12 protein-coding genes are annotated in these 13181 nt (G+C 71.8%); 8 read left to right on the forward strand and 4 right to left on the reverse strand.

From position 1 onward, the window contains the following. Positions 1-125 precede the first annotated feature (125 nt). From ABD323_RS06385 to ABD323_RS06415, 7 genes are all read left to right on the forward strand, one after another. Entirely contained in the window at positions 126-1307 is a 1182-nt protein-coding gene (locus tag ABD323_RS06385) for an amidohydrolase (protein WP_344440181.1), read from the forward strand. Positions 1308-1568: 261 nt separating this feature from the next. Next, positions 1569-2633 (forward strand): BMP family lipoprotein, encoded by a 1065-nt coding sequence (locus ABD323_RS06390; RefSeq protein WP_344440184.1) that lies wholly within the window; start codon positions 1569-1571, stop codon positions 2631-2633. A gap of 327 nt (positions 2634-2960) precedes the next feature. After that, positions 2961-4724 carry an ABC transporter ATP-binding protein gene (locus ABD323_RS06395; RefSeq protein WP_344440186.1) on the forward strand — a complete coding sequence of 588 codons (1764 nt, stop codon included), beginning with the start codon at positions 2961-2963 and terminating at the stop codon, positions 4722-4724. Positions 4725-4729: 5 nt separating this feature from the next. Beyond that, positions 4730-5884 (forward strand): ABC transporter permease, encoded by a 1155-nt coding sequence (locus tag ABD323_RS06400; RefSeq protein ID WP_344440189.1) that lies wholly within the window; start codon positions 4730-4732, stop codon positions 5882-5884. Beyond that, positions 5881-7155, forward strand: a complete 1275-nt coding sequence (locus ABD323_RS06405) for an ABC transporter permease (RefSeq protein ID WP_344440191.1) — start codon at positions 5881-5883, stop codon at positions 7153-7155. Before ABD323_RS06400 ends, ABD323_RS06405 begins: the two co-directional genes overlap by 4 nt. Further along, complete coding sequence (locus tag ABD323_RS06410) at positions 7152-7553, forward strand: cytidine deaminase (protein WP_344440193.1); 402 nt, start codon at positions 7152-7154, stop codon at positions 7551-7553. Before ABD323_RS06405 ends, ABD323_RS06410 begins: the two co-directional genes overlap by 4 nt. Positions 7554-7759: 206 nt before the next feature. After that, on the forward strand, positions 7760-9037 hold the full coding sequence (locus ABD323_RS06415) for a thymidine phosphorylase (RefSeq protein WP_344440195.1): 1278 nt from the start codon (positions 7760-7762) through the stop codon (positions 9035-9037). A gap of 60 nt (positions 9038-9097) precedes the next feature. Here ABD323_RS06415 and ABD323_RS06420 read toward each other — a convergent pair whose 3' ends face one another. From ABD323_RS06420 to ABD323_RS06435, 4 genes are all read right to left on the reverse strand, one after another. After that, positions 9098-9238 carry a DUF397 domain-containing protein gene (locus ABD323_RS06420; protein ID WP_344440286.1) on the reverse strand — a complete coding sequence of 47 codons (141 nt, stop codon included), beginning with the start codon at positions 9236-9238 and terminating at the stop codon, positions 9098-9100. Further along, the gene (locus ABD323_RS06425) at positions 9189-10169 is read right to left on the reverse strand and encodes a helix-turn-helix domain-containing protein (protein ID WP_344440197.1); all 981 of its coding nucleotides are present in this window, start codon (positions 10167-10169) and stop codon (positions 9189-9191) included. The genes ABD323_RS06420 and ABD323_RS06425 overlap by 50 nt, the downstream gene beginning before the upstream one ends. A 130-nt stretch (positions 10170-10299) precedes the next feature. Next, a complete protein-coding gene (locus tag ABD323_RS06430) occupies positions 10300-10854 on the reverse strand; it encodes a Uma2 family endonuclease (RefSeq protein WP_344440199.1) in 555 nt (184 codons plus the stop codon). Beyond that, positions 10851-12161: an MFS transporter gene (locus ABD323_RS06435; protein WP_344440201.1), complete on the reverse strand. Its 1311-nt coding sequence runs from the start codon at positions 12159-12161 to the stop codon at positions 10851-10853. Before ABD323_RS06435 ends, ABD323_RS06430 begins: the two co-directional genes overlap by 4 nt. Before the next feature lie 67 nt (positions 12162-12228). On the opposite strand from ABD323_RS06435, the gene ABD323_RS06440 reads away from it, so the two are divergent. Next, positions 12229-13179, forward strand: a complete 951-nt coding sequence (locus tag ABD323_RS06440) for a LysR family transcriptional regulator (RefSeq protein ID WP_425555881.1) — start codon at positions 12229-12231, stop codon at positions 13177-13179. Positions 13180-13181: the final 2 nt, after the last annotated feature.

Raw genomic sequence — 13181 nt, forward strand, 5'->3', positions numbered from 1 at the left:
GTCCCGCGCGCGCCGAGGGGCCCGCGGCGCGGAGCGACGGGGCGGCCGCCGGGGCCGCCGGCGCGGGCGGTCGGCCATCGTCTCCTGACCGTGCGTCGGTTTCCGACGAATCGTCACTTCGGGCGTTGGTGCGGGGATATGACGCCGAGTTGATCGCCTTCCGGCGTGACCTGCACCGTCACCCCGAGCTCGGTCGCCAGGAGTTCCGCACCACCGGGCTGCTCTGCGACCGGCTGGTCGCGGCCGGCCTCGCGCCGCGGGTGCTGCCCGGCGGCACGGGTCTGATCGTCGATCTGGTCCCGCCCGGCACCCCCGACGGCACCCCGCTGCTGGCCTTCCGCGCGGACATCGACGCGCTGCCGATCGACGACGCCAAGTCGGAGGTCCCCTACCGCTCGACCGTGCCCGGCCGGGCACACGCGTGCGGCCACGACGTGCACACCTCGGTGGTGCTCGGGACGGCGCTGGTGCTCGCCGACGCCCTGCGCGAGGGGCGGCTGCGGCAGCCGGTGCGGCTGATCTTCCAGCCGGCCGAGGAGGTGATGCCCGGCGGCGCGCTGGACGTCATCGCGGCCGGCGGGATGGACGGGGTCGGACGGATCTTCGCGGTGCACTGCGACCCCAAGGTGCTGGTGGGCCGGGTGGGCCTGCGCACCGGCGCGATCACCTCGGCCTGCGACGCCCTGGTGCTGAGCCTGGACGGCCCCGGCGGCCACACCGCCCGTCCGCACCTGACCACCGACCTGGTCACCGCGATCGGCCGGCTCGCCGCCGACCTGCCCGGCGCGCTGGCCCGCCGGATGGACCCGCGCTGGGGGGTCAGCCTGGTCTGGGGCCGGATCACCGCGGGCTCCGCCCCGAACGTCATCCCGCAGCACGCCGAGCTGGAGGGCACCGTCCGCTGCCTGGAGCTGGCCGGCTGGCGCGAGGCGCCGGACGTCCTGCACGAGCTGCTCAGCAAGATGGCCGAGATCCATCGGGCGAAGTGGTCGCTGGACTACCGCCGGGGCGTCCCGCCGGTGGTCAACGAGGCCGAGTCGATCTCCCAACTGGAGACCGCGATGAAGCGGCAGTTCGGTTCCCGCGGTGGAGAGGTCGTGGAGGAGACGGAGCAGAGCCTGGGAGGCGAGGACTTCTCCTGGTACCTGGAGCACGCGCCGGGGGCGCTGGCCCGGCTCGGCGTGCGCGCTCCGCACGAGACGGCGGTGCGCGACCTGCACCAGGGGCGGTTCGACGTGGACGAGCGGGCGATCGGCATCGGCGTCGAGCTCTTCGTCTCGCTGGCCCTGGAGCACGCCCGGACCTGATCGACACCACGGTGTGCGACCCCTTCTCACGGTGCGCGGGAGAACGGACGGACGACGGCGCCTGGCCCGGGGAGGGCGGGCAGGCGTCGCGGGCGTGTGATACTGGAACGCTCGTACGTATTTGTCCTAGTTTGGTTGGTTCGAGTGCCACGGTTTGATAACAACCCGAATGGCCCGGCGACCCGTAATACAACCGTGTTCTACGCGCGTTACGGTGGCGTCCGACCACGCCAAACGGGTGTGTGAGAAGGAGATACTCCCTTGCGCCGTTCAGTAAAGCTCGCCGCGGTTGTGCTCACGGGTTCCCTGGGTATGGCCTCGCTCGCCGCTTGCGGCGCAAAGAGCACCGACAGCACCACCACCTCCGCCGGCGCGTCCGGCTCCGGTCTCAAGGTCGGCATGGCCTACGACATCGGCGGCCGTGGCGACCAGTCGTTCAACGACTCCGCCGCCCGTGGCCTGGACAAGGCCAAGAGCCAGCTCGGTGTCTCCGTGAAGGAGGCGGAGGCCAAGCAGGGTGAGGCCGACGCCGACAAGGAGGCCCGCCTGGAGAGCCTGGTCACCGCCGGCTTCAACCCGGTCGTGGCCGTCGGCTTCGTGTACCAGTCCGCCGTGGAGAAGGTCGCCAAGGCCCACCCGGACGTCAAGTTCGCGATCATCGACTCCGACTCGCCGACCCAGCCGTCGAACGTCACCTCGCTGGAGTTCACCGAGCAGGAGGGCTCCTACCTCGCCGGTGTCGCCGCCGCCCTGAAGACGAAGACCAAGGAGGTCGGCTTCATCGGTGGCGTCCAGAACGAGCTGATCAAGAAGTTCGAGGCCGGTTACCGCGCCGGTGTCGCCTCGGTCGACCCGAGCATCACCGTCGACGTGAAGTACCTGACCACCCCGCCGGACTTCAGCGGCTTCACCGACCCGGCCAAGGGCAAGGAGGCCGCGCAGGGCCTCCTGGACAAGAAGGACGACGTCATCTACAGCGCCGCCGGCTCTTCGGGCACCGGCGCCATCGAGGCCGTCTCCGACCGCGGCGCCTGGGCCATCGGCGTCGACTCCGACCAGGCCAACCAGCCGGCGCTGCAGAAGTACAAGGACCACATCCTCACCTCCATGGTGAAGAACGTGGACAACGCGGTGTACAAGTACATCGACAGCATCAAGAGCGGCTCGCCGCTGACCGGCGTGCAGAAGTTCGACCTCAAGGCGAACGGTGTCTCGCTGGCCACCACCGGTGGGCACATCGACGACATCAAGGGCAAGCTCGACGCGGCCGCCGCGGCGATCACCTCGGGTGCCACCACGATCCCGACCGCGCCGCCGGCCGGCTGACGCTCGTCGTCGCACCAGCACGCAAGTAGTACGCCAGTACCAGGGGAGGGGCCCGGTGGGTCGCGCGCGAGCGCACTCCGCCGGGCCTCTCCCGTACTCCCAGGCGTGGCTCCGGCCTGCCGCGGTACCCCCCCGCCGTATCTCCGGGCGCCCTCACCCGCGCTCCGTTCGTCCCGGCCTCCCCAGCGCAGCGAAGCGCTTGCTCACCACCAGGAGATCGCCATCACCGGTTCCGAACCCCCCCTGTCCAAGGGGGGTAACCCCAGCGCGGGGACGGCGACAGCGGCCGTCGAACTGCGCGGCATCACCAAGCGCTTCCCCGGTGTCGTGGCCAACCACGACATCGACATCACCGTCCGCACCGGCACCGTGCACGCCCTGATGGGTGAGAACGGCGCCGGCAAGTCGACGCTGATGAAGATCCTCTACGGGATGCAGCGCCCGGACGAGGGCACCATCGCGGTCAACGGCGAGCAGGTGGAGTTCCACAGCCCCGCCGACGCGATCGCCCGCGGCATCGGCATGGTCCACCAGCACTTCATGCTGGCCGACAACTTCACCGTGCTGGAGAACGTCGTCCTGGGCGGCGAGCACCTGTACGGCATCGGCGGCCGGGCCAAGGCGAAGATCAAGGAGATCTCCGACCAGTACGGCCTGAACGTGCGGCCCGACGTGCTGGTCGAGGACCTGGGCGTGGCCGAGCGCCAGCGCGTGGAGATCCTCAAGGTGCTCTACCGCGGCGCGCGGATCCTGATCCTGGACGAGCCCACCGCCGTCCTGGTCCCGCAGGAGGTCGAGGCGCTCTTCGGCAATCTGCGCGAGCTCAAGGCCGAGGGCGTCACGGTCATCTTCATCTCGCACAAGCTGCACGAGGTGCTCTCGGTGGCCGACGCGATCACCGTGATCCGCCGCGGCACCACGGTCGGCGACGCCGACCCGCAGCAGGTCACCGCCCGCCAGCTCGCCGAGCTGATGGTCGGTGCCGAGCTGCCCTCCCCGCAGAGCCGCGAGTCCACCGTCACCGACGTGGAGATGCTCCGGGTCGAGGACCTGCGGATCGCCAAGCCGGACGCCGAGGGCATCGAGCGCGTCGTGCTCGACGACATCTCGCTGACCATCCACAAGGGCGAGATCCTCGGCATCGCGGGTGTCGAGGGCAACGGCCAGGCCGAGCTGGTCGAGGCCATCATGGGCATGCTCCCGCTGGACGCCGGCACCGTGGTGCTGGACGGCACGGACCTGACCCGCACGCTGACCCGCGCCCGCCGCGAGGCCGGCATCGGCTACATCCCCGAGGACCGCCACCGGCACGGCCTGCTGCTGGAGGCCCCGCTCTGGGAGAACCGGATCCTGGGTCACGTCACCGAGGACCCCAACTCCAAGGGCTTCCGGCTCAACCCGTCCGGCGCCCGGCAGGACACCCTGCGGATCGTCGAGGAGTACGACGTCCGCACCCCCGGCATCGAGGTCACCGCGGCCTCGCTCTCCGGCGGCAACCAGCAGAAGCTGATCATCGGCCGCGAGATGAGCCACCAGCCCAAGCTGCTGATCGCGGCCCACCCGACCCGCGGTGTGGACGTCGGCGCGCAGGCGCAGATCTGGGAGCAGATCCGGGTGGCCCAGCGGGCCGGCCTGGCGGTGCTGCTGATCTCCGCCGACCTCGACGAGCTGATCGGGCTCTCGGACGCGATCCGGGTCATCTACCGCGGCCGCCTGGTCGCCGAGGCCGACCCGGCCACCGTCACCGCCGAGGACCTGGGCACCGCGATGACCGGTGCCGCCGCCGGCCGGATCGAGTCGGACGAGGTCGCGCTGGCCGAGGCCGCCCTGCTGGCCGCCGAGGAGCTGGGCCGCAGCGACGCCCCGGGCGGCGAGCCGATCGGCGCGCCGGCCGACGCCGTCACCGACGCCGACGCCGACGCCGATGCCGTCACCGTCACCGACGCCGATGCCGACGCCGCTGCCGGGTCCGACAGCGCGGCCGACGACGCCTCCGACGCCCCGTCCGCGGACGCGTCCGCTGCGTCGGACGGCACTCCGTCCGACGCCACCACCGAGACCGCTGCCGACGACCAGCAGACGGGGGAGTGACCGACATGACCACTTCGACCGAACCCGCCAAGCGCGGCTTCCTGCAGCGGATCGACCGCGAGCGCCTGCTGCTGGCGATCGCCGCCCCGGTGCTGGCCGTCGTCATCTCGGTGCTGATCAGCTCGCTGCTGCTGCTCGCCTCGGGCCGGGACCCGTTCCAGGCGTTCAACATCATGGGCACCTACGGCTCCGCCTCGGACGCCCAGGTCGCCACCCTGAACAAGGCGACGACCTACTTCCTCGCCGGTATCGCGGTCGCCTTCGGCTTCCGGATGAACCTCTTCAACATCGGCACCGAGGGCCAGTACCGCCTCGGCGCGCTGTTCGCCGCGTACGTCGGCGGTCAGGTGAACCTGCCGGCGTTCCTCGAGATCCCGCTGGTGCTGATCGTCGCCATGCTGGTCGGCGGGTCCTGGGCGGCCATCGCCGGTGTCCTCAAGGTCACCCGCGGGGTCAGCGAGGTCATCTCGACCATCATGCTCAACGCGATCGCCACGGCCGTGGTCGGCATGCTGCTGGTCCCCGGCGTCTTCGCGCCGGGCAAGAGCGTCAGCAGCAACACCATTCAGACCGTCAACATGGCACCCTCCAGCAACTTCTTCACCATCAGCACCCAGGGCGGTGACCTCTACGGCTTCATCATCCTGGCCGTGGTGATCGGCATCGCCTTCCAGCTGGTGCTCAGCCGCACCCGGTTCGGCTTCGACCTGCGCGCCACCGGCCGCTCGGAGACGGCCGCCGCGGCCAGCGGGGTCAACGTCAAGCGCATGGTGCTCACCAGCATGGTGGTCTCCGGCGCGCTGGCCGGCCTGATCGGCATGCCCGACCTGCTCTCCAGCTCGCACTACTACGGCCAGACCTTCCAGGCCGGCCTCGGCTTCACCGGGATCGCGGTCGCCCTGCTGGGCCGCAACACCCCGATCGGCATCGCCTTCGCGGCGCTGCTCTACGCCTTCCTGGACGTCACGGCGGTCCAGCTGCCGCTGCAGGGCGACTTCCCGCAGGAGATCGTCGCCGTCATGCAGGGCACCATCGTCATCTGCGTGGTCGTCGCCTACGAGCTGGTGCGCCGCTACGGCCTCAAGCGCCAGCAGCAGAAGGTCGGCGCCCAGCTCGCCGCTCAGGCCGCGTCGGCCGCCAAGAAGGAGGTCGCCGCGTGAGCACCGCGACTGCCACATCCCGTCCCAAGCCGGCCGGCAAGACGCCGGGCAAGGCCAACCGCAAGATGTCCTGGCCGGTGCTGCTCCTGCTGATCGCGGGCGCGCTGGTGCTCTTCTCGGCGGTCGGCGCCGCCACCGGCAACCACAGCCTGACCTCCTCGGGCCAGATCACCGCCGCACTCAGCGCCGCCGTGCCGATCGGCATGGCCGGTCTGGGCGGCCTGTGGTCCGAGCGGGCCGGCGTGGTCAACATCGGCCTCGAAGGCATGATGATCGCCGGCACCTTCTGCGGCGCCTGGGCCGGCTACCTGGTCAACCCGTGGGTCGGCGTGCTGGCCGGCATGGCGGGCGGCGCGCTCGGCGGCCTGCTGCACGCGCTGATCACGGTGACCTTCGGCGTGGACCACATCGTCTCCGGTGTCGGCATCAACATCCTGATCCCCGGCATCTGCGCGTACGTCAACAAGATCTACTACACCGACTACGTCTCGGTCGGCGCCGGCGCCAACCAGTCGCCGCCGGCCGACTCGCTGCCGCTGATCACCGTCCCGGGGCTCTCCGCCTTCCTGGACAAGATCGAGCTGCACCACTGGTTCCTGATCTCGGACATCGCGGGCATCCTCGGGGGCCTGGTCACCCAGCTCTCCGTGGTGACGGTCTTCGCCGTCGTGCTGATGGTGGCCAGCTACTTCGTGCTCTGGCGCACCACCTTCGGCCTGCGGCTGCGCTCCTGCGGTGAGAACCCGACCGCGTCCGAGTCGCTGGGCGTCAACGTCTACAAGTACAAGTACATCGCGGTCGTCGCCTCCGGCGCCTTCGCGGGCCTGGCCGGCTCCTACCTCTCGCTGGTGCTGGCGCACTTCTACAAGGACGGCCAGACCGGCGGTCGCGGCTTCATCGGCCTCGCGGCGATGATCTTCGGCAACTGGATGCCGGGCGGCCTGTCGGTCGGCGCCGGACTCTTCGGCTTCACCGACAGCCTCCAGCTGCGCGACGCCGACGCGGTGCACGACCTGATCCTGATCCTGGCGATCGCGCTGGCGCTCTTCGCGCTCTGGCAGGCCTGGCGCCGCAAGCTGGTGCCGGCCGCGGTCACCCTGGTGGCGGCCGGTGCGCTGGCGACCTGGTACGCGATGAGCAACGCGGTGCCGCGCCCGCTGATCGTGGCGACGCCGTACATCATCACGCTGGTCGTGCTCTCGCTGGCCACCCAGCGGCTGCGGCCGCCGAAGGCCGACGGCCAGATCTACCGCAAGGGTCAGGGCAAGTGACGGACACCCAGCAGCTCTCCCCCGACTGGGAGGCGCTGCGGGCCGCGGCCCGGGACGCGATGTCCCGGGCCTACGCCCCCTACAGCAAGTTCCCGGTCGGCGCCGCGGCCCTGGTCGACGACGGCCGCACGGTCACCGGGTGCAACGTCGAGAACGCCTCGTACGGGCTGGGGCTGTGCGCGGAGTGCGGGCTGGTCTCGGCGCTGTACGCGAGCGGCGGCGGCCGGCTGGTCGCCTTCACCTGCGTGGACGGCGCCGGGCAGGCCCTGATGCCGTGCGGGCGCTGCCGCCAGTTGCTCTACGAGCACGGCGGTCCCGAGTTGTTGGTGGACCTGCCCTCGGGCATCAAGCCGATGACCGAGGTCCTGCCGGACGCCTTCGGACCCGAACGGCTGTAATGCCCACAGCCTGCGGTTCCGGCGGCGGACGGTAGTAGCCGCGCGTCGTGTGACGCGCGTAGAGTGACGCGGGGGCGGCTTGAGCAGTGGCCGCCCCCGCGTTGCCGTTTCCTGAGCGTTTCCCACAGGGTTTCCCTGAGCGTTGCCTGCTGCGTTTCCTTCAGCGTTTCCCAGACGGTTCTCCCTCCCTCCCTGGAGCACATCCCATGGACGTCATCTCCGTCATCACCGCCAAGCGCGACCGCCGCGAGCTGACCGATCCCCAGATCGACTGGGTGATCGACGCCTACACCCGCGGCGAGGTGGCCGACGAGCAGATGTCCGCGCTGGCGATGGCCATCCTGCTGAACGGCATGAACCTGCGCGAGATCGGCCGCTGGACCGACGCGATGATCCGCTCGGGCGTCCGGATGGACTTCTCCGCGCTCGGCGTGCCCACCTCCGACAAGCACTCCACCGGCGGCGTCGGCGACAAGATCACCCTGCCGCTGGCCCCGCTGGTCGCCGCCTGCGGTGCCGCCGTCCCGCAGCTCTCGGGCCGCGGCCTGGGCCACACCGGCGGCACCCTGGACAAGCTGGAGTCCATCCCCGGCTGGCGCGCGCTGCTCTCCAACGAGGAGATGATGAGCGTCCTGCACGGCGCCGGCGCGGTCATCTGCGCCGCCGGCGACGGCCTGGCGCCCGCCGACAAGAAGCTCTACGCGCTGCGCGACGTGACCGGCACGGTCGAGGCGATCCCGCTGATCGCCTCCTCGATCATGTCCAAGAAGATCGCCGAGGGCACCGGCGCCCTGGTGCTCGACGTCAAGGTCGGCTCCGGCGCCTTCATGAAGAACCTGGCCGACGCCCAGGAGCTGGCCCGCACCATGGTGGGCCTGGGCCGCGGCGCTGGCGTCAACACCGTCGCGCTGCTGACCGACATGTCCACCCCGCTGGGCCTGACCGCCGGCAACGCCCTGGAGGTGCGCGAGTCGGTCGAGGTGCTGGCGGGCGGCGGACCGGCGGACGTGGTCGAGCTGACCCTGGCGCTGGCCCGCGAGATGCTCGCGGCCGCCGGCGTGCACGGCAAGGACCCGGCGCAGGCGCTCAAGGACGGCTCCGCGATGGACCACTGGCGCCGCATGATCACCGCCCAGGGCGGCGACGTGGACGCCCCGCTCCCGGTCGCCCGCGAGCAGCACGTGATCGCCGCCCCGGCCACCGGCGTGCTCACCGCGCTGGACGCCTACGCGGTGGGCGTCTGCGCCTGGCGCCTGGGCGCCGGCCGCGCGCGCAAGGAGGACCCGGTGCAGGCCGGCGCGGGCGTCGAGATGCACGCCAAGCCCGGCGACCGGGTGACCGCCGGCCAGCCGCTGCTGACCCTGCACACCGACACCCCGGAGAAGTACGAGTACGCGATCGCGGCGCTGGAGGGTGGCATCGAGGTCTCGCCGCTGGGCACCGAGTTCACCCCGGCGCCGATCGTGCTGGACCGCATCGCGTAACCGGCGCGACGAACTCCCGGGGCGCGCTTGTTGGGGGCGCGCCCCGGGGCTTTTCCGGTTTCAGCCGAGTGCGCCGTCGCGGACGGCGGTGGCGAAGGCGGCCCAGCCCGCGGGGGTGAAGCGCAGGGTGGGGCCGTGGGGGTCCTTGGAGTCACGCACGGGGACGGCGCCGGTGTGCGCGTAGGCGGGGGCCCATTCGATGCAGTTTCCGCTGTTGCCGTCGGAGTGGCTGCTCTTCACCCACACCGCGCTCGACAGATCCAGAGGCTGAGACATGGTCAAACTCCTTCAGGAGATGGCAGATCAGCTCGGCAGAGTCCCGCTCGGTGAGGGCCTGCGCACGGGTTTGATCATAGGCGTCGATGAATTGGCCGAGCTGTCCGTTGTCCTCGATGAAGTGCCCTTTGGCGAGGCTCTCGGAGTAGATGCGGCGGCGGCCGTTCGGCATCTCCAGGACGACCATGCCGGCCATCGGCATGTGGCTCGACTCGCCGGTGCCGAACGGGACCACCTGGACGGCGATGTTGGGACGGCGACCGAGTTCCAGGAGGTGGGCGAGCTGCTCCCGCATGATGAGCGGGGATCCCACCACACGGCGCAGGGTGCCTTCGTCGAGCAGGCTCACGAGCATGGGGCCGCCCGCGGCGAGGATCCGGTTCTGGCGACCGAGGCGGGCCCGCATCCGTTCGGCGAGTTGCTCATCGGACTCCCGCCAGTTGCGCGCGGTGAACAGGGCGCGCATGTACTCCTCGGTCTGCAGCAGCCCTGAGATGCGGCCGGTCTGGAGCTCGTGGATCCGCTCCGCCAGCGCCTCCGCCTTTCTGAACTCGTCGAACCAGTCCCAGTCGGGATGTGGGATGGCGAGGTAGGGGGCGATGAGCTCGTAGGCCGTGACCAGCTGACCCTTGCTGCCCAGGGCGGTGTCCAGCAGCTCGGCCCAGTCGCGGCTCGGGGCGGTCCGGCCGCTCTCCAGGTAGCTGATCGTCGAGGGGTGGGCCACGGCGCGGTCGGCCAGCTCGCTCTGCGAGATCTCGGCGGCTTCGCGGAGGTCCTTGAGTACGGTGCCCCAGATCTTCGGCTGGGCCGGAAGGGGCCTCGGCGGGGCGGGTGCCGGTGGCTTTCGCGTGACCATGGGTGTCTCCCCCTGGGCGTGAGTCGACAGCAGGAGTGCGACTCCTGGTAGCTGATCTATCACGCAGGGGAGGCGGCGTGTGCGGAGAACGGGGAAATCTCAACCCTTGCGGTGACGACGCGCCGGACCGTCAGCCGTAGGTGAGCAGGTCGCCGGTGTCGATGGTCCAGGGGCCGACGATGATGCGGTCACCGAAGGCGAAGGGCGTGCGGGAGCGGTAGTTGGGCTGCGAGTGCACGATCCCGGTGCCGTCGCGGGGGTCGACCAGCAGGTAGTGCGGGATGCCCATGGCGGCGTAGTCGGCCACCTTGTCGTGGTAGTCGTTCTCGGGGTTCGACCGGGAGACGATCTCGACGACCAGCAGGACCTCGTGCGGCAGGACCGCCGGCGGTTCGCTCTCCGGCGCGGCCTCGGCGAAGACCATGAGGTCGGGGCGGCGCAGCCGGCCCAGACCCGCGTCCTGCAGATCGGCCCCGGCGCGAGCGAGGAATCCCGGGTGGGTCTTCGGCAGTTGGAGGTGCAGTTGCCGGGCGATGCGAGCCACTGCGAGTTCGTGGCGCCGGACCGGGGGGAGCGTCAGGACGATCCCCCCGTGGGCGATCTCGACCTTCCCCACCCCCGGCAGCTCTGGCAGGTGCTCGGCGATCCTGCGGAGCCGGGCGAACGTCGACGGGCCGATGCTCATGGCCGCACAGTACCCAGTGCCGTCGTGCGGCGGGTGCGGACGGCCTGGCGGGTGGCGTACAGGGTCACGGCGGCGGCCGCGGTCATCGCGAGGAGGCCGACCAGGGCGGAGCCGGTCCAGCCGACCGCGTGGTAGGCGTCGGCGCCCAGGGTGCCGCCGAGGCTGTTGCCGACGTAGTAGGCGATCAGGTAGAGCGCGGAGGCCTGGGCGCGGCCGTGGTCGGCGGTGCGGCCCACCGCGGAGGAGGCGGTGGCGTGGCCGGCGAAGAACCCGGCGGTGATCAGCACCAGGCCGAGCAGCGCGCAGGGCAGTGAGTCGACCAGCGAGAGCAGCAGGCCGGCGGTGGTGAGGGTGATCGCCACGTACAGCGCGCCGCGCCGGCCCAGCCGGGCGGCGAGGCGGCCGGCGGCGGCCGAGGTGCCGGTGCCGACCAGGTAGACCACGAAGATCGAGGCGGCGATCGACTGCGGCAGGTGGAAGGGCGCGGCGATCAGGCGGAAGCCAACCGTGTTGTAGACCGCGCCGAAGACCGCCATGAAGAGCATCCCGAGCGCGTACAGCCGCAGCAGCAGCGGGTTGCGCAGGTGCGCGCCGACCGTGCGGGCCAGCGCCCGTCCGTCCACCGCGGTGCGCCGGAAGTGTCGGGCGGTGGGGATCAGCAGGCGGAAGGCGGCCACCGCCACCAGCGCCAGCAGCGCGGAGGCGGCCAGCCCCCAGCGCCAGCCCCAGGCGGCGCCGGCCCAGCCGGCCACCAGCCGCCCGCCCATCCCGCCGATGCTGTTGCCCGCCACGTACAGGCCCATCGCCGAGGACAGCGCGCTGGGGTGCACCTCCTCGGCCAGGTAGGCCATGGCGGTGGCGGGCAGGCCGGCGAGCGCCGCGCCCTGGAGGGTGCGCAGCACCACCAGGGTGGTCAGGTCCGGGGCGAAGGGCAGGGCGAGGGCGATCATCGAGGCGGCGAGCACGGAGGCGGTCATCACCGCGGTGCGGCCGTGCCGGTCGGAGAGCACGCTGGCCGGCAGCAGGCCCAGCGCCAGTCCGAGGGTGGCCGCCGAGGCCGTCCAACTCGCCTGGCCCGGCGTCAGGTTCAGGTCGCTGGAGAGCAGCGGCAGCAGGCCCTGGGTGGAGTAGAGCAGGACGAAGGTGGCGATGCCGGCGGCGAAGAGCGCGAGGTTGGAGCGGCGGAAGTCACGCTGGCCGGGGCGCAGTCGCCGGTCGGTGGTGGGGGTGGCAACGGTGGTGGCGTGGGGTGCGGCATCCGGGGCGGCGGTGGCAGGAGCGGACGCCTCGGTGACGACGGGAGGCATGGCACTGACGCTAGACCTGGCGCGTTCCATGCGTCCAATACATGAATTCGGCAGAATCCATACCGTGCTGCATGAGGAATCGATCACCCAGGGAACCGCCGAGCTCGACCCGGACGCCGCCGCCGTGCTGCTGGCGCCGCGGCTGGCCCAGTTCGCGGCGGTGGCCCGCCTCGAACACGTCACGCGCGCGGCGCAGGCGCTGGGCATGCCGCAGCCCACGCTGTCGCGGGCGGTGGCGCGGCTGGAGGAGGAGCTGGGGGTGGCGCTCTTCGCCCGGCAGGGGCGCACGGTCCGGCTGACCCGGGCCGGGCGGCTGCTGCTCGGGTCGGTGGAGCGGGCGCTGACCGAGCTGGAGCGCGGGGCGCAGGCGGCGCGCGAGGAGGCGGACCCGGCCGGGGGCCGGGTGGCGTTCGGCTTCCTCCACACCATGGGGACGGACGCGGTGCCGGCGCTGCTGCGCGGGTTCCGGGCCGACCGCCCGCGGGTGCGGTTCCAGCTGGTGCAGGACTACGTGGGCGCGATGCTGGAGCGGTTGTGGGCCGGCGAGCTGGACCTCTGCCTGGTCTCGCCGATGCCCACCGATCCCGAGCTGGCGGCCCGGCAGATCGACGAGCAGGTGCTGCACCTGGCGGTGCCGGCCGATCACCGCCTCGCCGGCCGGTGCCGGATCCGGCTGGCGGAGGTGGCCGAGGAGCCGTTCGTCGCACTCGAGCACGGCTACGGCCTGCGGGCGATCACCGACGGCTTCTGCGCGGAGGCCGGCTTCAGCCCGCGGATCGCCTTCGAGGGCGAGGAGGCGGAGACCCTGCGCGGGCTCGTCGTGGCCGGGCTCGGGGTGGCGCTGCTGCCGCCCGGGCCGGTGCCGCGGCCGGGCGTGGTGGAGCTGGCGGTCACCGCGCCGCGCACCCGCCGCGCGATCGGACTGGCCTGGGTGGCCGGGCGCCCGCTCACCCCGCCGGCGGCCGCCTTCCGCGACTTCGTGCTCTCCCGGCGCGGGCGGCTGCTGGCGCACGACTGACC

This window comes from Kitasatospora nipponensis (assembly GCF_039528135.1).
GTDB classification, from domain to species: domain Bacteria; phylum Actinomycetota; class Actinomycetes; order Streptomycetales; family Streptomycetaceae; genus Kitasatospora; species Kitasatospora nipponensis.